Annotated in this window: 19 protein-coding genes and 1 pseudogene; 11 read left to right on the forward strand and 9 right to left on the reverse strand. The window is 60.2% G+C overall.

Annotated elements, in window-relative coordinates:
• The first annotated feature begins 121 nt into the window (after positions 1-121).
• Positions 122-1,141 carry a Glu/Leu/Phe/Val dehydrogenase family protein gene (locus AC4IHP_RS15415; RefSeq protein ID WP_460124122.1) on the forward strand — a complete coding sequence of 340 codons (1,020 nt, stop codon included), beginning with the start codon at positions 122-124 and terminating at the stop codon, positions 1,139-1,141.
• A 157-nt stretch (positions 1,142-1,298) separates the two neighbouring features.
• Here AC4IHP_RS15415 and AC4IHP_RS15420 read toward each other — a convergent pair.
• Positions 1,299-1,553 (reverse strand): annotated as a pseudogene (locus tag AC4IHP_RS15420) (YebG family protein); the annotation flags it as partial.
• A gap of 336 nt (positions 1,554-1,889) precedes the next feature.
• Here AC4IHP_RS15420 and AC4IHP_RS15425 point away from each other — a divergent pair.
• Complete coding sequence (locus AC4IHP_RS15425; RefSeq protein ID WP_016771633.1) at positions 1,890-2,390, forward strand: phosphate-starvation-inducible protein PsiE; 501 nt, start codon at positions 1,890-1,892, stop codon at positions 2,388-2,390.
• Here the strand turns inward: AC4IHP_RS15425 and AC4IHP_RS15430 are convergent.
• On the reverse strand, positions 2,387-2,704 hold the full coding sequence (locus tag AC4IHP_RS15430) for a DUF3509 domain-containing protein (protein ID WP_460124125.1): 318 nt from the start codon (positions 2,702-2,704) through the stop codon (positions 2,387-2,389). The genes AC4IHP_RS15425 and AC4IHP_RS15430 overlap by 4 nt on opposite strands.
• 263 nt (positions 2,705-2,967) lie before the next feature.
• Positions 2,968-4,344 (reverse strand): L-serine ammonia-lyase, encoded by a 1,377-nt coding sequence (locus tag AC4IHP_RS15435; RefSeq protein ID WP_460124128.1) that lies wholly within the window; start codon positions 4,342-4,344, stop codon positions 2,968-2,970.
• Positions 4,345-4,479: 135 nt separating this feature from the next.
• Between AC4IHP_RS15435 and AC4IHP_RS15440 the strand changes: the two genes are divergently transcribed.
• Both AC4IHP_RS15440 and AC4IHP_RS15445 read left to right on the forward strand, forming a co-directional pair.
• Positions 4,480-5,427 (forward strand): LysR substrate-binding domain-containing protein, encoded by a 948-nt coding sequence (locus tag AC4IHP_RS15440; protein ID WP_217864317.1) that lies wholly within the window; start codon positions 4,480-4,482, stop codon positions 5,425-5,427.
• 200 nt (positions 5,428-5,627) lie between these two features.
• Complete coding sequence (locus AC4IHP_RS15445) at positions 5,628-6,035, forward strand: HPF/RaiA family ribosome-associated protein (RefSeq protein ID WP_039759281.1); 408 nt, start codon at positions 5,628-5,630, stop codon at positions 6,033-6,035.
• An 89-nt stretch (positions 6,036-6,124) separates the two neighbouring features.
• Here the strand turns inward: AC4IHP_RS15445 and fecA are convergent, their stop codons facing one another.
• From fecA to AC4IHP_RS15460, 3 genes are all read right to left on the reverse strand, one after another.
• Positions 6,125-8,458 carry a TonB-dependent Fe(3+) dicitrate receptor FecA gene (gene fecA / locus AC4IHP_RS15450; RefSeq protein ID WP_490832085.1) on the reverse strand — a complete coding sequence of 778 codons (2,334 nt, stop codon included), beginning with the start codon at positions 8,456-8,458 and terminating at the stop codon, positions 6,125-6,127.
• Positions 8,459-8,636: 178 nt separating this feature from the next.
• Positions 8,637-9,569: a DUF4880 domain-containing protein gene (locus tag AC4IHP_RS15455; protein WP_490832086.1), complete on the reverse strand. Its 933-nt coding sequence runs from the start codon at positions 9,567-9,569 to the stop codon at positions 8,637-8,639.
• Positions 9,566-10,096 carry a sigma-70 family RNA polymerase sigma factor gene (locus AC4IHP_RS15460; protein ID WP_490832087.1) on the reverse strand — a complete coding sequence of 177 codons (531 nt, stop codon included), beginning with the start codon at positions 10,094-10,096 and terminating at the stop codon, positions 9,566-9,568. Before AC4IHP_RS15460 ends, AC4IHP_RS15455 begins: the two co-directional genes overlap by 4 nt.
• A gap of 146 nt (positions 10,097-10,242) precedes the next feature.
• On the opposite strand from AC4IHP_RS15460, the gene AC4IHP_RS15465 reads away from it, so the two are divergent.
• The 6 genes from AC4IHP_RS15465 (at position 10,243) to AC4IHP_RS15490 (ending at position 16,633) form a co-directional block, all read left to right on the forward strand.
• Entirely contained in the window at positions 10,243-10,548 is a 306-nt protein-coding gene (locus tag AC4IHP_RS15465; RefSeq protein WP_490832088.1) for a DUF3649 domain-containing protein, read from the forward strand.
• Positions 10,545-12,128, forward strand: coding sequence for a PepSY-associated TM helix domain-containing protein (locus AC4IHP_RS15470; RefSeq protein WP_490832089.1), 1,584 nt, complete (start codon positions 10,545-10,547; stop codon positions 12,126-12,128). The genes AC4IHP_RS15465 and AC4IHP_RS15470 overlap by 4 nt, the downstream gene beginning before the upstream one ends.
• Positions 12,128-12,454, forward strand: coding sequence for a DUF3325 domain-containing protein (locus AC4IHP_RS15475; protein WP_490832090.1), 327 nt, complete (start codon positions 12,128-12,130; stop codon positions 12,452-12,454). Before AC4IHP_RS15470 ends, AC4IHP_RS15475 begins: the two co-directional genes overlap by 1 nt.
• Position 12,455: 1 nt before the next feature.
• A complete protein-coding gene (locus AC4IHP_RS15480; protein ID WP_490832106.1) occupies positions 12,456-13,022 on the forward strand; it encodes an RNA polymerase sigma factor in 567 nt (188 codons plus the stop codon).
• Positions 13,019-14,008, forward strand: coding sequence for a FecR family protein (locus AC4IHP_RS15485; protein WP_490832091.1), 990 nt, complete (start codon positions 13,019-13,021; stop codon positions 14,006-14,008). The genes AC4IHP_RS15480 and AC4IHP_RS15485 overlap by 4 nt, the downstream gene beginning before the upstream one ends.
• 195 nt (positions 14,009-14,203) lie before the next feature.
• Positions 14,204-16,633 (forward strand): TonB-dependent siderophore receptor, encoded by a 2,430-nt coding sequence (locus tag AC4IHP_RS15490; RefSeq protein ID WP_490832092.1) that lies wholly within the window; start codon positions 14,204-14,206, stop codon positions 16,631-16,633.
• A gap of 93 nt (positions 16,634-16,726) precedes the next feature.
• Here the strand turns inward: AC4IHP_RS15490 and AC4IHP_RS15495 are convergent, their stop codons facing one another.
• Positions 16,727-17,602, reverse strand: a complete 876-nt coding sequence (locus AC4IHP_RS15495) for a helix-turn-helix domain-containing protein (RefSeq protein ID WP_460124151.1) — start codon at positions 17,600-17,602, stop codon at positions 16,727-16,729.
• Between the two features lie 141 nt (positions 17,603-17,743).
• On the opposite strand from AC4IHP_RS15495, the gene AC4IHP_RS15500 reads away from it, so the two are divergent.
• Complete coding sequence (locus tag AC4IHP_RS15500; protein WP_490832093.1) at positions 17,744-18,646, forward strand: DMT family transporter; 903 nt, start codon at positions 17,744-17,746, stop codon at positions 18,644-18,646.
• Positions 18,647-18,664: 18 nt separating this feature from the next.
• Here AC4IHP_RS15500 and AC4IHP_RS15505 read toward each other — a convergent pair whose 3' ends face one another.
• Positions 18,665-19,174: a DUF2165 family protein gene (locus AC4IHP_RS15505; protein WP_460124157.1), complete on the reverse strand. Its 510-nt coding sequence runs from the start codon at positions 19,172-19,174 to the stop codon at positions 18,665-18,667.
• 149 nt (positions 19,175-19,323) lie between these two features.
• Positions 19,324-20,298: a 2-hydroxyacid dehydrogenase gene (locus AC4IHP_RS15510; RefSeq protein ID WP_490832094.1), complete on the reverse strand. Its 975-nt coding sequence runs from the start codon at positions 20,296-20,298 to the stop codon at positions 19,324-19,326.
• Positions 20,299-20,423: the final 125 nt, after the last annotated feature.

Consider the following 20,423-nt stretch of genomic DNA (forward strand, 5'->3'; position numbering starts at 1 on the left):
CGTGGACGCGAGTTATATGGCAAGACAGTGTCCGCTCGGCGGCTCATGCCGGTGCGCGCCAGCAATTTTCAGGGGCAAGCCTATACTGGCGTTCTACAAGAAGTGATTCGGGAGCCTGTCGATGTTCGCTCTCATGCAAAGCACTCGCCTGGAATCGCTGCACCTGAGCGTGGATCCGGTCACCGGGTTGAAGGCGGTCATTGCCATTCATGACAGTCGGCTGGGGCCAGCCCTGGGTGGCTGCCGTTACCTTGCCTATCCCAACGACGAATCTGCGGTCGAGGACGCCATTCGCCTGGCGCAAAACATGAGCTACAAAGCGGCGCTGGCCGGCCTTGCGCAGGGTGGCGGGGTGGCGGTGATCGTGCGCCCGGCCCATGTCGAGAATCGCGCCGCATTATTCGAGGCTTTCGGTCGTTGTATCGAGCAACTCGACGGCCGCTACATCACCGCCATCGACAGCGGTACTTCAGTGGCCGACATGGACTGCATTGCCCAACAGACGCGGCATGTCACCAGCACCACTTCGGCAGGCGACCCGGCACCGCACGCGGCCATGGGTGTGTTCACCGGCATTCGCGCCACGGCGATGGCGCGCCTGGGCAGCGACAACCTCGAAGGCCTGCGCATTGCCATTCAGGGGCTTGGCAATGTCGGTTTTGCGCTGGCCGAGCAACTGCACGCGGCAGGCGCCGAGTTGCTCGTCAGTGACATCGACCACGGCAAGGTGCAGCTGGCGATGGAACAGCTCAATGCCCATCCGATCGCCAACGACGCATTGCTCAGCACACCGTGCGACATTCTCGCGCCTTGTGGGTTGGGCGGTGTGCTCAACAGTCACTCGGTGTCACAACTGCGCTGTTCCGCTGTGGCCGGTTCGGCGAACAATCAACTTTCCCATCTGGATGTGGCGGATCAACTGGAACGGCGCGGGATTCTTTACGCGCCGGATTATGTGATAAATGCCGGCGGGCTGATCTACGTCTCGCTGAAGCATCGGGGTGAGGAGTTGCCGACGATTACGGCGCATCTGTCGAAGATCAGTTCGCGGCTCACGGAAGTCTTCGCTCACGCGCAGGCGGAAAAACGTTCGCCGGCGCGGGTGGCGGATGAGTTGGCGGAGAAGGTTTTGTATCGCTGAAAAAGTAAAAGATCGCAGCCTTCGGCAGCTCCTACATTCCGAGTGTAGGAGCTGCCGAAGGCTGCGATCTTTCTGATTACTTCGGCGCTTTCGCTGCTTTGGCGGGCTTCGCCGGCGCCTCATCAGGTTCGGCCGCATCAGCTTTTTCGACAGGCTCGGCCGGCGCGTTGATCAGCTCCGACAGCGCATCGGGCTGGCTCTTGAATGCCCGGGCGAACACATCACGATTCTTCGCCATGTAGATCCCGGCTTCTTCCACTTGCTGTTCGGTCAGGGACGGAACGGCTTTTTGCAGCACATCAGCCAGATATTCGGCCAGTTCGAGCATTTTGTCATGACGATCAGCTTCGGCTTTATCCATGAACAAGCGCTCCAGATCTCGGCTGCTGCGGTATACCACTTCGACGGCCATTCACCACCTCACATGCCTTCACGTTAAGTTGTCTTGACGACTACTGTATCCATATACAGCGAAAAGGATAAGCGAATCCCAGCGCCATGGGTAGTGGCTTTTCAATGTAGACCGGATTTGGCGTTTGTCAGGGGTACGTGCGGCTGCTATTCGCGAGCCGGCTCGCTCCCACAGAAACTCCAGTGGTGCGACCAAACGCCACGGCGCGTGATTTGCGGCGGATCGCCATGATGCGTGGCCCTGAACCTGCATGAAAACCATTGCAACAAGGCGCGCGCGCAAAACCGTCACGTGCGATACGCATCATCCGCCCGAAACGGGCTAAGGAAACTCATCGTGAAAATAAACTGGGCCGAGAAACTGCGGCGTAACGTGCATCAACTGGCCGAGTCCCTGGGCAACCTGTTCGTCGAAACCTTCCATTATCTGGCGCTGTTCGCCATCGGTGCGGTGACGGCGTGGGCGGCGGTGATGGAGTTTCTCGGTATGCTCGAAGTCGGGCACATCAAGATCGATGACATCCTGTTGCTGTTCATCTATCTGGAACTGGGCGCGATGGTCGGGATTTATTTCAAGACCAATCACATGCCCGTGCGCTTCCTGATCTACGTGGCGATCACTGCGCTGACGCGCCTGCTGATCTCCAATGTCTCGCACCACAACCCGCCGGACATGGGCATCATCTACCTGTGCGGCGGCATTCTGCTGCTGGCGTTTGCGATCCTGGTGGTGCGTTACGCCTCGTCGCAGTTCCCCTCAGTGAAGATCGAGAACCCGCAGCGCAAGATCGGCACGGGCTCCAGCGAACATCCTGAAGTGGAAAAGGGCGAGCTTTAAAGGCTCGCCGCCTGGCCCGGCTGACCTTTGCCGCGTGGCGGTGGCGGGGTCAACCCGGCGCCGCTGGTCATGGCTTCGAGAATCGACATGGCGCTGTGGCCCTGTTCGATGGCGATGCCGAACTGAATGCTTTGCACCAGCCTTTTCAAACGCTCGGGATCGTTGCGCTGTTCAGCGCTGATCATGCGTTTGGCCACGATGCGGCCGGCGTTGGACAGGGTCAGCATAATGCTGCCGTCCAGGCCCTGAATGCTCAGATTGATCTGATAGTCCGGCGCGAAGGCATCGGTAATGATCTGAAATGGGTTGTCCATGATGCGTCACCGCCTGATTGAACGTGCAGTTGTTGACCGGCCATGATCCGATTTGGTTCGCAACACCAGACCACTGGCATCTCGTTCTCTGAGGTTTGCAATGTCCGTTTGCCTCAAGGGTGATATAGCAAGGCGCATGCCGGAAAAATTGTCGAACAATAAACACGGCGAAAAAAACGGCGAGCCTCGGGGCTCGCCGTTTTTTGTGGCGCGTTTTCAGGGCAGGAATGAGGCGATGATCGCTGACAGTGCAAACAGGCCGATCAGCATTCGACCCAGTTCACCGCCAAGCCGCCCCGTGAAGTTTCCTTGTACTTGTCATGCATGTCGGCGCCGGTGTCGCGCATGGTGCGGATCACCCGGTCGAGGGAAATAAAGTGATTGCCGTCGCCGCGCAGGGCCATTTGCGTGGCGTTGATCGCCTTCACCGCCGCGATGGCATTGCGCTCGATGCACGGCACTTGCACCAGGCCACCGACCGGATCGCAGGTCAGGCCGAGGTTGTGTTCCAGGCCGATTTCGGCAGCGTTTTCCAGTTGCTCCGGTGTCGCCCCGAGCACGTCGGCGAGGCCGGCGGCAGCCATCGCACAAGCTGAGCCGACTTCGCCCTGACAGCCGACCTCGGCACCGGAGATGGAGGCGTTTTTCTTGCACAAAATGCCGACGGCGGCTGCGCCGAGAAAGAACGCGACGACGTCATCGTCAGACGCATCCGGATTGAATTTCATGTAGTAGTGCAGAACGGCCGGAATGATCCCGGCGGCACCGTTGGTCGGCGCGGTGACCATGCGCCCGCCGGCAGCGTTTTCTTCGTTGACGGCGAGAGCGAACAGGTTGACCCATTCCATCGCCGACAGGGTCGAACTGATCACGTTCGGTTTGCCGATTTCCAACAGGCTGCGGTGCAGTTTCGCCGCGCGGCGCGGTACTTTCAGACCGCCGGGCAGAATGCCTTCGTGGCGCAGGCCTTGTTCGACGCACTCGCGCATCACTGACCAGATGTGCAACAGGCCCTGACGGATTTCGGCATCGCTGCGCCAGGCGCGCTCGTTGGCCATCATCAGTTCGGACACGCGCAGCTTGTGTTGTTTGCACAGGGCGAGCAGTTCGGCGGCGCTGGAAAAATCGTACGGCAACACCACGTCGCTGGTTGGCGCCACGCCTGACTCGGCTTCAGCCGCTTCGACGATGAAACCGCCGCCCACCGAATAATAGGTTTGCGCAAACAGCTCGGCGCTTTCGCCAAATGCGGTCAGCGACATGGCATTGGGGTGGTAGGGCAGACTCTCGTCGAGCAGCAGCAGATCGCTGTGCCAGTCGAAAGCAATCGAACGCTGACCGGCGAGGGACAGTTGCCCGGTTTCGCGCAGTTGTTGAATGCGTGGATCGATGGTCGAAGGATCGATGCTGTCCGGCCACTCGCCCATCAGGCCCATGACCGTTGCGCGGTCAGTGGCGTGGCCAACACCGGTGGCCGACAGCGAACCGTACAGACGGATCTGCACACGTCGCACATCATTGAGCAGATGCTGATCGATCAGAGCCTGGGCAAAGGTCGCCGCTGCACGCATCGGACCGACGGTATGAGAACTGGACGGGCCGATGCCCACTTTAAATAGATCGAAAACACTGATAGCCATGCTAAACCCTTACAAGCAATGGAGTAGGAATCGCTGCCATTTTTTGTCGGACAAGCGCAATGTCGGCGATACTGCCTGCCTCGGTTGGAGGTGACCAACGAAACCTCCTAAGACAGCCTTTAGCAGGACTAAACAATGAGTCGTCAATTGCATGCCCAGACCTATGTCTGGCTGCAGGTGTTTGCCTGCGCCGCGCGGCACCTGTCCTTCACCCGATGTGCCGAAGAGCTGCACATCACCCCGGGCGCGGTCAGCCAGCAGATTCGCCAATTGGAAGAGCGCTTGGGCTTTCGCCTGTTTCATCGGCGCGCGCGGGGCGTTGAGTTGAGTGCGCAGGGGCAGCGGCTGGCGATTACCGTCAACGAAGCCTATGGCAGCATCGATGCGGAACTGCGCCGGCTGGACGCCGGGATGATCAGCGGGACGCTGCGGTTGCGGTCGATCCCGTCGTTTCTCGGCAAGTGGCTGACCCCGCGCCTGCCGCGCTTGCAGCAACGCTTTCCGGATATCCAGTTGCGCCTGGTGGCGGAGGACAGCAGCGTGCCGTTGCACGAGGGCGATTTCGATCTGGCCATCGACCTCAACGACGGCAGTTACCCCGGATTGTTATCCACAGCCTTGCTCGACGAGCAGATTTTCCCGGTGTGTGCGCCGAGCCTGTTGCGCGGGCGACCGCCGTTGCACGGGCCGGCCGATCTGGTGCATTTCCCGCTGCTGCACGACATCACCGCCTGGCGTGGCAGTTATGAATATGCGGAATGGGAGTTCTATCTGAACGCGATCGGCTTCGAAGGCGCCGACGTGCGACGCGGGCATACGTTCAATCGCAACCACCTGACCATCGAAGCGGCGATTGCCGGCATGGGCGTGGCGATTGCCCGGCGCACGTTGCTCAACGATGAGCTGGAGCGCGGCACGTTGATCGTGCCGTTCGGCCTGTCGGTGCCCAACCATAAACGTTATGTGCTGCTGTATGCACCGGGGGCGTTGAGCCATCCGGGCGTGCGCGCTGTGCATGACTGGCTGGTGGAAGAGGCGGGGATTTTTCGCAGCCTGCACCCGCTGAATGACGGGCAATTGTGAGCAGATTTTGCCAAGAGGTGAGGCGACCCAACTCCCGACATTAACAGCGCCTCGCTCGGTTGTCCGGCTTTTTTTGCGAATGAATATTTTTCTTTTTTCAGGGGTTGAAATGTTCGCCGCTCGGGCCGATTGTTGTAACCAGGAGGTCAGGAAATTCACTTCAAGGCCTCCAGCGAGCTAGCTGAAATAAGGGATGAACTATGCAAATCCAAGTCAACAGTGATAACCATATTCAAAGCAGTAAGCGACTGGAGGAGTGGGTACGTACAACTATTGAGAGCACGCTCGACCGTTATGAAGAAGACCTGACCCGTGTCGAAGTCCACCTGAGCGACGAGAACGGCGAGAAACCAGGTCCCCATGACTTGCGCTGCCAACTGGAAGCGCGGCCAAAAGGCCACCAACCGATTTCCGTGACCCACAAAGCCGATTCGCTGGAACAGGCGATCGACGGTGCTGCCGAGAAACTCGAGCACAAGCTGGATCACCTGTTCGGCAAACTGCGAGGTAAACCACGCGCCGCTGTAGTGCCATTTAGCGGCAAAGCCAACGACAAGCTGTTGGCGGAAGAATTCGACGAGAACGAACAGGCAGCGATCAACAGTTGATGCGCTGATTGCACAAGTCACAAGGAGAACGGGCCTGCTGATGCAGGCCCGTTTTTTTTGCGCGGTGTGGGGGGATTTTCAGAACCTGTTCAGAACGCCACCGACGTCTGCACATAAACCGTCCGCGGCTCACTTACATACTTGCCCTTGTTGTTGTCATCGAACGAGCGTGTGAAGTACTGCGTGTTGAAGATGTTCTTCACGCCCACCGCCACGTTCAGATCAGACAACTGCGGCCCGAAGTCATACCCTGCACGGCTGCTGAACAGCATGTAACCTGGGATCTTGCCGGTGCTGCCATCGGCACTTTCCTTCGAGGTATTGGCGTTGTCGGCGAACTGGTCGCTCTGAAAGCTGCTGTCCAGATTCAGCTTCCACGGCCCTTCGGTATAACCGACGCCAATCGTGCCTTTGTGCTTGGAGGAAAACGGCACGCGGTTACCTTTGTTCGGACCATCCTCGCGGATGGTGGCGTCGACGTAGGCATACGTGGCGTAGACATCGAAACCGGCCAGCGCCGGGCTCAAGTCATCCAGTGCGTAATTGACGCTGGTCTCGATGCCCTGATGGCGGGTTTCGCCGCGAGCGATCACCGAATCGTTGGTCTGGTTGCTTTCGTACTGGTTGTCGAAGTTGATCAGGAATGCGCCGATTTCCGCGCGCAGGGCGCCGTTGTCATAACGCGTGCCGAGTTCCCAGGTGCGGGCCTTTTCCGGTTTCACTTCACCGCTGCTCACGCGATTGGGCATCTGGCTGTACTGCACGCTGCCGAACGAGCCTTCGGTGTTGGCGTACAGGTTCCAGCTGTCGGTGAGGTGATAGAGCACGTTCAGCGCCGGCAGCGCGGTGTTGTAGTCGCCCTTGTATTTGACGTTGGTCAGGTTGTTGGTCTGTTGCGACTCGATCATCTCGTAGCGCACGCCCGGGGTGATGGTCCATTTGCCGATGTCGATGCGGTCATCGACGAAGAACGCGTTCGCCTCGGTACCACCGCGAGTGTCACGGTCGTTGCGGCTGCTGGTGGTCGGGTATTGGTTGGCGCTGATCGGCGTGCGATAGCGCAGTTCGTGGCCGGCCTCGTTGATGTAGCGGTAACCGACGCCGACTTCGTGGCTGCTCGGACCCAGGTCGAAGCCTTGGGCGAAACGGGTTTCCAGGCCACGTACCCAATACTCGCGCGGCGACAGTGAAAGGAATGTGCCCTGATCGAGGTAACCGCTGCGCAGGGTTTTGGTGAAGAAGGTGTTGGCGGTGAATTCGCGGCGATCTTCCTGATAGTGATAGCCGAAGTTGAACATCGTCCGGCGGCCCCAGAACTGGTCTTTCGGGCGCGTCGACTGATACGGATCGGCATCATAATCGGCGACGTTGAGACCGCCGGGCATGTCGGCCTTGCCCTCGTAATACTGGGCCATGGCGTTGAAGCTGTTGGCGTCGTCGAGCTGGTACTTGCCCTTGAGGATCAGGTCGTCGATCTCGGTGTCGCTGTGTTCACGCCAGTCACCGCCACGGGTGCCGGAGTACAACAGAGCACCACCGAGGCCGTTGGCGTTGGTGCCGCCGGCCAGCAGATTGGCGCTGGTCTTGAAGCCGTCGTGGCTCGACGATGGGCTGGTTTCAGTCTGGAACCCACCCTTGACCGTCGGCTCGTCGGGAATCGCCCGGGTCACGAAGTTGACCACGCCGCCGACGTTCTGCGGGCCGTAACGCACCGCGCCGCCGCCGCGCACCACGTCCACCGCATCCATGTTGCCCATGCTGATCGGCGCGAACGACAACTGTGGCTGACCATAGGGCGCGAAAGGCACCGGGATGCCGTCCATCAATACTGTCGAGCGTGCGGCCAAGCGCGGATTCAAACCACGAATACCGAAATTCAGCGCCATGTCGTGGCTGCCGGTGCCGTTGTTATCCGGCGCATTCACACCGGGGATGCGGTTGAGCACATCGCGGGCCTGGGTCGCGCCCTGGCGTTCGAATTCTTCGCGGCGGATCACATCACGCGCGCCGGGGTGTTCGAAGACATTGATCTGCGCGGCATCGCCGAGCCAGTCGCCGACCACGGTCGAAGTGCCCAGCTCCAGCGCCGCGTCAGCCAGCGGTTGCAGGCTGAAGGCATTGTCGCCTTCGGCGCGAGCTTGCAGGCCGGTGCCTTCGAGCAGCGCATTCAAACCTTGCTCAGGCGTATAGCTGCCTTCCAGACCACGGCTTTGTACGCCGTTGGTGACTTGTGAACCGAAAGAAATCAGCACGCCCGCTTCACGGCCAAACTGGTTGAGGGCGGATTCCAGCGACGCCGGGGCGATGTGATAAACCTTGGCCTCGGCGCCCAGCGCAGCGGGCAGGGCAGTGAAACTCAGGCTGGCGCCGAGCAGAAGATTGCGCAGACTGCGGACCAGTGGCGTAAGGCGGGTGGGCTGCATGTGGATGATCCTGAGAAGGTGGAATCAAGGGGGCTTTCCTTCTCTGTCACGCCAGATCTGAAAAACGGCTCATTTATTTTTCAAGGATCAAAAGATCGCAGCCTTCGGCAGCTCCTACAGAAAAAATGCATCCCAAATGTAGGAGCCGCCGAAGGCTGCGATCTTTTGATCTTGCTGTTCAAACCCGCGCTTCGACGCTCACCCAATAACGGGTAAAGCGCTTCACTCTGACCGGCAGACTGATCTGCAGCAGGTCGAGAATCCGCTCGCTGTCATCCAGCGGATACGTCCCGGAAATCAGCAGATCGGCAACCCGGCTGTCGCAGCTCAACTGCCCACGACGATAACGGCCAAGCTCTTCGAGGAAATCGCCGAGGCGCATATGGGCGGCGACCAGCATGCCGTCAGTCCATGCACCGCTATTGGCGTCCAGCGGCTTGGCCGCGCTGACGGCGCTGGCAGTAAAACTCAGCTGACGCGCGACCGGCAGCAGCACGGGCGCGCGCTGGTTGGCGGTGAGTTCGACTCGCCCTTCGAACAGCGCGATCTCTGTGCGCTCGGCAAACTGCCGCACATTGAGGCGCGCCCCTTGGGTTTTCAGCACGCCGTGCGTCGTGCGTATTTCGAACGGGTTCGCAGCGCTCAGCAGCATTTCGCCGTCGAGCAGACGAATCGAGCGCTGCGCACCATCCACATCAACCGAGCTGGCGGTATTGAGCTGCAACGAATCGGCATCGCCCAAGGCGATCTTGCGCCGCTGACCAACCGGGCTGCGGTAATCGGCGAGCAGCGACGGCAGCGGATTGTGCTCGCGCATGCCCCAAGTGGCAGCGGAACCAGCGCCAAGAATCAGCAACAATTTCAGCGCCTGACGCCGACTGCCCGACTTCGGCCCGTTCAACGCCGCATGCGCCAGCGGTGAAGACACACCGCGCAACCGCTGATTGACCCGCTGAATGTGTTCCCACGCCCGCCGATGTTCGCTGTGCGCCTCCAGCCATTGCTGCATCGCCGTCTGCTGGCGCGGGCTCAGGGCGCCTTGCTGCATTTCCATCAGCCAGTGCACAGCCTGTTCGGCCACCTGCGAAGAAAAATCCGGAGCGCGATTCATAGGGCGAAGTAGCAGCGCATCGCCGCTTTGTTCAAATGGCGTTTGACCGTGGCCACCGAGATGCCCAGTTCTGCGGCGATCTGTGGATAAGTCAGACCATCGACCTGCGCGAGCAGAAAGGCGCGTTTGACCTGGCGTGGCAAACCATCGAGCAGCTCATCGAGTTCGATCAACGTCTGCAGGATGATCGCTTTGTGCTCTTCCGACGGCGCGACCAGCTCAGGCATCTGCGCCAGCGTCTCGAGGTAGGCACGTTCCACATCCTGGCGCCGGTAATGGTTGAACAGCACGCGCTTGGCCAGCGTGGTGAGAAAGGCGCGCGGTTCGATGATCAACGGTGGCTCGCGGGCGGTGAGCACCTTGATGAAGGTGTCCTGGGCCAGATCCGCCGCGCTCTCGGGGCAGCCGAGCTTGCGCCGCAGCCAGCCGGTGAGCCAGCTGTGATGAGCGTGGTAGAGCGATTCGACGGGATGGGCGGGCGGCAACGAAATGACTCCGGACGCAAAACTTGCGTAGAGAACGTGCATTAGAGAACAAGAACGGTTCGCATTGTAGAGGCTGGCGACAGTGTCCGGCAATCAGATGCTTTTGCGTATGAGAATATTTATCATTAATATTGCTCGCCTGTAGATTCGGCTTGTCGGCCGGACGTTTTTCGTTTCAGGGTCGAAACATGAAAGGCAAACTCGCCACCCTTCCCGTGTCCTATCGCCTGGCCGTCACTTCGCGAGTGCTGGCGGCGGTTTTCGGCGGCTATCTGGTCGCGGCGCTGGCCAGTGTCACCCTGACGTTGTGGCTGCCGCTGAACCGCGCCGAAGCGGTGGTCACTGGCATGACTGTGTCCTTTCTGGTCTATCTGGTCGCGGTGCTCTGGTGTTTCGCCTGCCGCAGCGCATGGTCGGCGTGGGTCGGCCTGTTGGTGCCGAGCGTGATTCTCGCCACCATTTCCGGCGCCGCGCGCGGTCTGGGGCTGGCATGAAGGAAGGGTTCCGGCAGGCAATGGCCTGGCTGCACACCTGGGCCGGGCTGGTGTTCGGCTGGTTGCTGTTCGCGATTTTTCTCACCGGCACGCTCGCTTATTTCAAAGATGAAATCAGCCACTGGATGCAGCCGGAAATTGCTGCACATTCGCTTGATAGCGAAGCGAGCCTGGCACTGGCGCAAGATTATCTGCAGCAACACGCCGCCGGTGCCTCGCGCTGGCTGATCGATTTGCCCGATGCCCGCGAGCCCGGTCTGACGGTGCGCTGGCAGCAGGCGCCGGGCAAACCCGGCGAGCGCGGCCGCTTCGAATCCAGAACCCTAGACGCCCAGAGCGGCGCCGAGGTGAAGGGCCGCGAAAGCATGGGCGGCGAGTTCTTTTATCGCTTTCACTTCCAGTTGCAGATGCCTTATCCGTGGGGCCGCTGGCTGGCGACCATCGCCGCAATGGTGATGTTCGTTGCACTGATCAGCGGCATCATCACCCACAAGAAAATCTTCAAGGACTTCTTCATCTTCCGCCCGCGCAAGGGCCAGCGTTCCTGGCTCGACGGGCATAACGCCGTGGGTGTGCTGGTGCTGCCGTTTCACTTGATGATCACTTACAGCAGCCTGGTGATTTTCATGTCGATGGTCATGCCAGCGAGCATCGTTGCCTCTTACGGCAGCGACGTGCGCAAGTTCTACGACGAAGTCTTTCCCGCCTCCAAAACGCCGGAACGCGCCGATGTCGCCGCACCGCTGACCGCCATGGCGCCGCTACTGGCCAAGGCCAGCGAGCAATGGTCGGGCGGCCACACCGCGCGCCTGTCGGTGAGCAATCCGGGCGATGCCAGCGCCACGGTGGTGCTGTCCCGTGCAAGCGATCGGGTGGTGCATGATTTCGGCCGGGCGGTGACGTTCAACGGCGTCACCGGGCAGCTTCTAAGCAGCACCCCCGATCAACCCATGGCGATGGCGGTGGGTGGCGCGTTTTATGGTCTGCACATGGGGCATTTCGCCGGGCCGCTGTTGCGCTGGCTGTATTTCATTTGCGGATTGGCTGGCACGGCGATGATTGGCACCGGGCTGGTGATCTGGCTCGGCAAGCGGCAGCTCAAGCACGTGAAAAGCGCGGCGCTGCCGTTCGAATTGCGCCTGGTCGAGGTGCTGAATATCGCCAGCATGGCCGGCCTGGTATCGGCGGTGGCGGTGTTCTTTCTGGCCAATCGACTGTTGCCGGTGAGTCTGGCGGGGCGGGCCGATTGGGAAGTAAATGCGTTTTTTATTGCGTGGGGGCTTAGCCTGTTGCACGCGGTATTGCGTCCGGGGCGCAAGGCCTGGGTCGAACAGCTGACGCTCGGCGCCGCGCTGTTTATCGCGGTGCCGCTGATCAATGCGCTGACCACACCGTGGAATCTTGGCGCGACCCTGATGCAGCGCGACTGGGCACTGGCCGGATTTGATCTGACATGCGTCATGACGGGGATTTTCCTCGGCTGGGTTGTGCGCAAGATGCAGCGTACGGGCAACCGCGCCAGCGTTCGCAAAGCAAGTTCTTCGCCTCGCTCGATCACAGTCGAACAGGGGGCCAACTGATGCTGCTGGCCCTGTTGCTCACCTATGCCGGCTTCACCGCGTTGTGCCTGTCGATGCCACGTCATCACGCCGAATTGCTCGGCGCCAAACCGTCGACGCGCCGCCGTCAGGGTCTGGCGTTGGCGGGATGGCTGTTGCTGGTGCTGTCATTGTGGGCAGCGGTCGCGGCCAATGGCTGGAGTTTCGGTCTGGTCGACTGGTTCGCGGTGCTGATGCTCAGCGCTTTGGCATTGGTGCTGTTGCTGCCGTATCGCCCGCGTCTGGCTATGGCACTGGCCGGGTTGAGCCTGCTGGCCAGCCCGGTTGCAGCCTGGGCGCAGTGCTGAAGTGCTGATCGGTCTGCCACCGGAATCACGCGATGACGAAGCGCGTGGCGCGCGTGCGCATTTTCTCCAGGTGTTTCTGTCCCAGCGTGCGCAAATGGAGGCGCTGGTGAACCGGCGCGTCGGTTGTCGGGCGACGGCGGCGGATCTGGTCCAGGATCTGTTTTTGCGCTTCTGGCGTCGGCCGCTGGTCCAGGTCGAAGAACTCAGCACCTATCTGTTGCGCTGCGCCGGCAACATCGCCATCGACCATCTGCGCAGCGAAGGCACGCGCACGCGGGTCAACGAAGGCTGGCAGCCGGACGAACCCGACAGCCATGGCAGCGAACCCCAGGCCGCCCTCGAAGCCGGCAACGATCTGCGCCATGTCGAAGCCGCGTTGCGCGCCTTGCCCGAGCGTACCCGGCAGATTTTTCTGCTCAATCGCATTCATGGGCGCAAGTACGCCGACATCGCCAAGGCCATGGGCCTGTCCCAAAGTGCCGTGGAAAAACATATGATGCGCGCCCTCGAGGCCTGCAAGGCCAGCCTGCGCGAACCCGCGCCACGCTTGCCAGGGAAAGCACCGTGAAGCCATCCAACCCGATCACACCGACACCGGCCCAGGAACAGGCCGCGCTGGCCTGGCTGAGTCTGTTGCACGACCGCCCGAGCACTGGCGATCAACTCACCTTCAGCCAATGGCTGCGCGCCGATCCGGCCCATGCCCAAGCGTATGCGCAGGCGCAGGTGATCTGGGAACTCAGCGAAAGCCCCGCGCGCACGCTGGCCGATGAAGATGCGCTCGCGCTGCAAGGTTATCTGCAGGCGATGGACGTCCCGCGTCGTTCGCCGATGTTGCGTTGGTCGGGCGCGCTGGCGATCGCCGCGTGTCTGCTGCTGATGGTCAGCCTCGGCACGGGGTGGCAGGCGCAGCGCTGGCTCGACGATCTGCGCGCTGATCATGTCTCGGCACCGGGGGAAATCCGCACGGTGACTCTGGCCGATCAGTCGCAAGTGACACTGGATGCCGACAGTGCGATTGCTGTGAATTTCAGTCATGGCCAGCGCCGCGTGAAATTGATCAGAGGTGCTGCTTACTTCAGCGTCACTCACACTGGCGATCCGTTTGTGGTGGCGGCGGAGCAGGGCGAGGCGCGGGTGCTCGGCACCCAGTTCGAAGTGCGCCGGCAACCTCACGGCGCACAAGTGACGGTGTTGTCCGGGCGTGTCGCGGTGACGGCCGATGAGCATGGCCAACAGCAGATTCTCACGGCCGGCCAGCAAGTTGCCTACGCCGAGGGCTCAGCGGAAAAACTGCATGCCGTGGACAGTGAAGCGCAACTGGCCTGGCGTCAGGGTTGGCTGACTTACTACAAGACCACGCTGGCCGATGTCGTCGAGGATCTGCGCCGCTATTACCCGGGGCGGATTGTGCTGCTCAACGATGAGCTGGCGGCGCGCAAGGTCAGCGGCAGTTTCCCGAGCAAGGATCCGCAAGCGGTGCTCAATTCGCTGCAGGGGGTATTGGGATTTGAGCAGCATCGGGTGTTGGGGCAGTTGATCATTCTGCGTTGAGGCAGCAAAAGATCGCAGCCTTCGGCAGCTCCTACATTGGAATGCGTTCCCCTGTAGGAGCTGCCGAAGGCTGCGATCTTTTGATCTTCAAAATTATTTTCGATTTATGGTGAGGTAACCCCGAGCCCCATCCGTGTAGTGACTGAAACTGCGAGCCATTCGCATCCGTTGCGGTTCTACACAGGTCATTGAGCAATGAAGTCCAGGGCAAAATCCGGTTCGGTCAAACAGTGGTTGGGCATGTCGGCGTTGAGTTTTTCCGCGTTGGCATTGCTGCCGATGAGTAAGGCGCTGGCCGTTGAAGCGGTGAGCAGTCAGGCGCAACAGCAATTCAATTTTGCCCTGGCCGCCAAACCGTTGCCCCAGGCCCTGAGTGACTTCAGCCGCGTGACCGGGCAGAGCGTGGTCTACACCGACGAAGCGCCGTACGGCCTCAATGCTCCGGCAGTCAACGGCCAGATGAGCGCCGAACAGGCCCTGCAACGTCTGCTCGGCAACTCCGGCCTGAGCTTTCGCCGCACCGACAACCACACGTTGGCGCTGGAGCCGATGCCGACCGAAGGCGCGCTCAATCTCGGCGCCACCACCATCACGTCTACGCGCGATGAATCGCTGAGTTATCAGCCGCCCGAAACCAGTTCAGTGATGCGCTCATCGGCATCGCTGCAAGAGATTCCGCAAACCGTCAATGTCATCCCGGCGCAGGTCATTCGCGATCAGGCGCCGCGCAATCTCGATGACGCGCTGGCCAATGTCAGCGGCATCACCCAGGGCAACACCTTGGGCAGTACCCAGGATTCAGTGATGACTCGCGGCTTCGGCGACAACCGCAACGGCTCGATCATGCGCGACGGCATGCCGCTGGTGCAGGGCCGTGGCATGAACGCGACTGTGGATCGCGTCGAAGTGCTCAAGGGCCCGGCCTCGTTGCTCTACGGGATTCAGGATCCGGGCGGCGTGGTCAACCTGGTCAGCAAGAAGCCCGAACTGACCCAGTACAACGCCGTAACCGTGCGCGGTTCGACCTACGGTGACGGCAAGAATGGCAGCGGCGGCGCCTTCGACAGCACTGGCGCGCTGGGCGATTCCGGCTTCGCCTATCGCATGGTCGTCGATCATGAAGACGAAGATTACTGGCGCAACTTCGGCACTCATCGCGAGACGCTGATCGCACCTTCGCTGGCCTGGTACGGCGAGCGCACCAAGCTGCTGTTCGCCTACGAGCACCGCGAATTTCTCACGCCGTTCGACCGTGGCACCTTGATCGATCCGCGCACCAACCATCCGCTGGATATCTCGCGCAAGCAGCGTCTCGATGAGCCGTTCAACGACATGGAAGGGCGTTCGGATCTGTACCATTTCGAAGCCGACCATGAACTCAACGACGACTGGAAAGCCCACTTCGGCTACAGCTGGAACCGCGAAACCTACGACGCCAGCCAGGTGCGCGTGACTGCGATCGACACCAACAAAGGCACACTGACCCGCAGCATGGACGGCACCCAGAATGCGATCAGCACCGACCGTTTCACCACCGCCAGCCTCGAAGGCAAAGTGAATGTACTGGGCATGCAGCATGATCTGGTGTTCGGCGTCGACGACGAATATCGCAAGATCTACCGCGAGGATCTGATCCGGCAGAAAAGCCTGACCACGTTCAGCTACCTCAATCCGGTGTATGGTCGCGAAGTGATGGGCACTACGGTGAGTGCGCCCGACAGCGCGCAGACCGACAAACTGCGCAGCGACTCGCTGTTCCTGCAGGATTCGATTCACCTCAACGAGCAGTGGATCCTGGTCGCTGGCGGACGTTTTCAGGAGTACGACCAGTACGCCGGCAAAGGCGTGCCGTTCAAGGCCAACACCGACAGCAACGGGCAGAAGTGGGTGCCGCGCGCAGGGCTCGTGTACCGCTACACCGATGCCTTGTCGTTCTACGGCAGTTACACCGAATCGTTCAAACCCAACTCGACCATTGCCCCGCTGAGCGGCAGCAGCACTGTGCTCGACGGCAGCATTGCGCCAGAAGAAGCCAAGTCGTGGGAGCTGGGTGCGCGGCTGGATATGCCGGGCAGCATCACCGGCAATATTGCGTTGTTCGATATCAAGAAACGCAACGTGCTGGTGGCCAATTCCGAAGGCCCGACGACGATCTACAGCGCGGCGGGTGAAGTGCGTTCACGCGGCCTGGAAGTCGATGTCAGCGGGCAACTCAGCGAGCACTGGAACCTGATCGGCAGCTACGCCTATACCGACGCCGAAGTCACCGAAGACCCGGAATACAAAGGCAAGCGCCTGCAAAACGTAGCGAAGAATTCCGGCTCGCTGTCGGCGGTTTATGACTTCGGCAATGTGTTTGGCGGCGATCAGTTGCGTATCGGGGCAGGCGCGCGCTATGTCGGAGAGCGCGCAGGCAACGCGGTGAATGATTTTGATCTGCCGAGCTATACCGTGGCGGATGCGTTTGCTACTTACGACACCAGAGTCGAAGGGCAGAAAGTCAAGTTTCAGTTGAACGTGAAGAACCTGTTTGATCGCACCTACTACACGTCATCAGCGAGCCGCTTCTTTGTGTCGATGGGGGACTCGCGGCAGGTTTCCTTGTCGAGCACTCTGGAGTTTTGAGTCAACGTCAAAAGATCGCAGCCTTCGGCAGCTCCTACATTTGGAATGCGTTTCCCCTGTAGGAGCTGCCGAAGGCTGCGATCTTTTGACCTTCTACCGCAAAAACGCCTGCCGATACTCGCCCGGCGTCCCACCTAAAACCTGCCTGAACCGGTTGGTGAAATGACTCGCACTGGTAAACCCGCACGCCAGCGCAATCTCCCCCAATGGCAGCGCCGTCCCGCGCAACAATTCCCGTGCCCGGCTCAAGCGCCGCGCCAGCACGTACTGATGCGGCGGCAGGCCAAAGCTCAGGCGAAACATCCGCGCAAAGTGATATTCCGACAGCGCGCACAGCCCGGCCAGTTGCCCGAGGCTGATGGCTTCGCTCAACTGGTTGTCGATGAACTCCACCAGTTGCCGCCGCTGATGCGGCGCCAGTCCGCCCTTCAAGCGCAAGCCCTGGCGCGCACCCACCTGGCTGAGCAGCGTGTGGCTGATCAATTCGTGGGCAAGGCTGCTGGTCAGCAAGCGTTCGGCCGGCTCTTGCCAGTTGAGGCTCAATAGTTGGCGAAAGCGTTGCGCCTGTTGCGGATCTTCGAGAAAGGTCTGTTCGCGCAACTGCATCTCGCGCGGTTCGCGATCGAGCAAAGTCACGCAGCCGAGGGCGAATTGTTCGGCGCTGAAATACAGGTGCGCCAGACGAATATCGCCATTGATCACCCAACCCGATTCATGCTCGGCCGGCAGGATGCATAGCTTGTCCGGCCCGCCCTTGCGGCCCGGTTGGCCACGACGAAACGTGCCGGTGCCGCCGGCGATGTAGCAGGACAGCGTGTGATGACTCGGTGCTTCGTATTCCTGGGCGTCGTGGTGGTTGGTCCACAAAGCCGCAGACAAGCCGTCGCCGAGTTCGGCGCTGTGCACCAGGCGTGCATTCGGCGAGCGGTTGAGGGCTTGAAAGACTTGCAGGGTATCGATGGCGGCCATGTGCGGTTCTCTTCAACGCCTTCGCATCCTACTCCGTAGACGTGGCGCTGCCAGCCTGCTGGCAGACAAAAGCGCAAGATTCTGCAAGCGCCGAAGGATGGCCGAGGCAGACACTCAAGGCCTGTTTAAGGAGTGTCTGCCATGAACCTGTCGTTGTATCTGCTGACCGTGCTGATCTGGGGAACCACTTGGATCGCCTTGAAATGGCAATTGGGCGTGGTCGAAATTCCGGTGTCGATTGTCTATCGCTTCGGCCTGGCTGCATTGGTGTTGTTTGCGTTGCTGCTGCTCAGCCGCCGTCTGCAACCGATGAATCGGCGCGGGCACCTTATCTGCGTCTTGCAGGGCCTGTGCCTGTTCTGCATCAACTTCATGTGCTTTTTGACCGCCAGTCAGTGGATTCCCAGCGGGCTGGTGGCGGTGGTGTTTTCCACGGCAACACTGTGGAACGCGCTGAATGCGCGGGTTTTCTTCGGGCAGCGCATTGCTCGCAATGTATTGATGGGTGGCGCGCTCGGGCTGTTCGGTCTGGGACTGTTGTTCTGGCCGGAGGTGGCCGGGCATCAGGCCACTCCGCAAACCCTTCTCGGCCTCGGGTTGGCGTTGTGCGGAACCTTGTGTTTTTCGGCCGGCAACATGCTCTCGAGTTTGCAACAGAAAGCAGGGTTGAGACCGCTGACCACCAACGCCTGGGGCATGGCCTATGGCGCGGCGATGTTGTCGGTGTGGTGTCTGCTCAAAGGCATCCCGTTCGAAATGGACTGGTCACCACGTTATGTCGGCGCGTTACTGTATCTGGTGATTCCCGGCTCTGTGATCGGCTTTACCGCCTACCTGACGCTGGTCGGGCGCATGGGCCCGGAGCGTGCAGCTTATTGCACGGTGTTGTTCCCGGTGGTGGCGCTGAACGTGTCGGCGTTTGCCGAAGGTTATCAATGGACCGCGCCGGCGCTGGTCGGATTGGTGTTGGTGATGCTGGGCAACGTGCTGGTGTTCCGTAAACCCAAACCACTGTTGTCCGCCGGGCAGGGGAAGTTAGCTTGATAAAACGAGCGCTGCTGTTCAGCGCTCGACTTTCAAGGTGATGTAGATCATTACCGGGAAGATAAAGTCGACAATGTGTCGTGCCCAGTCCTTGGCGTTCCATGATTGCGAAGTGTCCATGTCGAACCATTCAACACCGACAGTTTGCAGGCACACGTAATAAATGAAGATGGCGACCAATATGCCCATGATCGAAAACTTCTTGGCTTCATGAAAAGCTGCAGCGGAAGCATCAATGTAGCGATATAACTGGTAAGTGCCGATCAGACAGAGCACCGTGTAAGTGACTTCCATGGTGATGATGAACCAGTAGATCCGGTGGTGGATCATGGGCGAGTCAATAGCCCGGTAGATGATGTTTTCGCTGGCGTTGGTGGTGTCCATACTCAGGATGTGCGCCACATAGGTGTAATTGGATTCATAGTCGGTGAAGTTGTGAATCATCACCAGCAGGCCGAAGAAGCTTATATAAGCCATCAGGATGACTTTGCTGTAACGAATAAGTTTGTCAGTGGTTAGGGTGTTCACGGGAATGGCTCTCCATGGCAATCAATCAATAAGTTGATAAGTTGCGAGAGCTTATATTGCAGTTACTGAAATGGGCTTGCTTGTTCAGTTGCAAGTTATGTAATCAAAGAGAATAAAAGGCCAGTGCAACAGTGCACTGGCCTTTTTGTTCAGCGACGCCAGACTTGCGGGTTGACCAGATCCTGCGGCCGTTCGCCGAGCAGGGCGCTGCGCAGGTTGGCCAGTGCGCGGTTGGCCATGGCTTCGCGGGTCTCGGTGGTCGCCGAGCCAATGTGGGGCAGGGTCACGGCGTTTTTCAATTGGAACAGCGGCGATTCGGCCAACGGTTCTTTTTCGTAGACGTCGAGCCCGGCGCCTCGGATGCGGTTGTTTTGCAGAGCGTCGATCAGCGCCGGTTCGTCGACCACCGGCCCGCGCGAGATGTTGACCAGTATTGCATTTGGCTTCATCAGCGCCAGTTCGCGATGGCTGATCAGGTGACGGGTCTTGTCGCTCAGTGGTACCACCAGGCAGACGAAATCGGCCTCGGCCAGTAGCTCATCAAGGCTGCGGAACTGCGCACCGAGCTCCTGTTCCATTTCGGTCTTGCGGCTGTTGCCGCTGTAGATGATCGGCATGTTGAAGCCGAAGCGACCGCGTCGGGCAACGGCGGCGCCGATGTTGCCCATGCCGACGATGCCGAGGGTCTTGCCGTGCACATCACTGCCAAACAACGGCGCGCCGACGCTGGCTTGCCATTGGCCTGCCTTGGTCCAGGCGTCGAGTTCGGCGACGCGGCGGGCGCTGCTCATGATCAGGGCAAAGGCGAGGTCGGCGGTACTTTCGGTGAGCACGTCGGGGGTGTTGGTGAGCATGATCCCGCGTTCGTTGAAGTAGTCGAGGTCGTAGTTGTCGTAGCCGACCGAGACGCTTGAGACCACTTCGAGTTTTGTTGCGCTTTCCAATTGTGCGCGGCCGAGTTTGCGGCCGACGCCGATGAGGCCGTGGGCGTGGGGCAGGGCTTCGTTGAACTGGGCGTTGATGTCACCGGTCTTGGGGTTGGGGACGATGACGTCGAACTCTTCTTGCAGGCGTTCGATCATGGGCGGGGTGATGCGGCTGAAGGCCAGGACTGTTTTTTTCATTGGGGTTGGGCTCGTCGGGGCTTGATTGCAAGCACGCTAACATTTTCTCGCTCGGGTTGTCTTGGCGGCCTCTGGGCCGACCAGGTTCTTGGGGTTTTGGGTGAATATCCGTTTCTTCGGGTGTT

The sequence above is a fragment of the Pseudomonas sp. UF-293 genome (assembly GCF_058245595.1).

Bases quoted from the DNA above. Each gene is read 5' to 3' on its own strand.
- AC4IHP_RS15460 (WP_490832087.1), bottom strand. From the start codon at position 10,096: ATGCACGTTCTCTACGCAAGTTTTGCGTCCGGAGTCATTTCGTTGCCG.
- AC4IHP_RS15470 (WP_490832089.1), top strand. From the start codon at position 10,545: ATGAAGGAAGGGTTCCGGCAGGCAATGGCCTGGCTGCACACCTGGGCC.
- AC4IHP_RS15475 (WP_490832090.1), top strand. From the start codon at position 12,128: ATGCTGCTGGCCCTGTTGCTCACCTATGCCGGCTTCACCGCGTTGTGC.
- AC4IHP_RS15430 (WP_460124125.1), bottom strand. From the start codon at position 2,704: ATGGACAACCCATTTCAGATCATTACCGATGCCTTCGCGCCGGACTAT.
- AC4IHP_RS15495 (WP_460124151.1), bottom strand. From the start codon at position 17,602: ATGGCCGCCATCGATACCCTGCAAGTCTTTCAAGCCCTCAACCGCTCG.
- AC4IHP_RS15440 (WP_217864317.1), top strand. From the start codon at position 4,480: ATGAGTCGTCAATTGCATGCCCAGACCTATGTCTGGCTGCAGGTGTTT.
- AC4IHP_RS15455 (WP_490832086.1), bottom strand. From the start codon at position 9,569: ATGAATCGCGCTCCGGATTTTTCTTCGCAGGTGGCCGAACAGGCTGTG.
- AC4IHP_RS15435 (WP_460124128.1), bottom strand. From the start codon at position 4,344: ATGGCTATCAGTGTTTTCGATCTATTTAAAGTGGGCATCGGCCCGTCC.
- AC4IHP_RS15415 (WP_460124122.1), top strand. From the start codon at position 122: ATGTTCGCTCTCATGCAAAGCACTCGCCTGGAATCGCTGCACCTGAGC.
- AC4IHP_RS15500 (WP_490832093.1), top strand. From the start codon at position 17,744: ATGAACCTGTCGTTGTATCTGCTGACCGTGCTGATCTGGGGAACCACT.
- AC4IHP_RS15510 (WP_490832094.1), bottom strand. From the start codon at position 20,298: ATGAAAAAAACAGTCCTGGCCTTCAGCCGCATCACCCCGCCCATGATC.
- AC4IHP_RS15490 (WP_490832092.1), top strand. From the start codon at position 14,204: ATGAAGTCCAGGGCAAAATCCGGTTCGGTCAAACAGTGGTTGGGCATG.
- AC4IHP_RS15465 (WP_490832088.1), top strand. From the start codon at position 10,243: ATGAAAGGCAAACTCGCCACCCTTCCCGTGTCCTATCGCCTGGCCGTC.
- fecA (WP_490832085.1), bottom strand. From the start codon at position 8,458: ATGCAGCCCACCCGCCTTACGCCACTGGTCCGCAGTCTGCGCAATCTT.
- AC4IHP_RS15445 (WP_039759281.1), top strand. From the start codon at position 5,628: ATGCAAATCCAAGTCAACAGTGATAACCATATTCAAAGCAGTAAGCGA.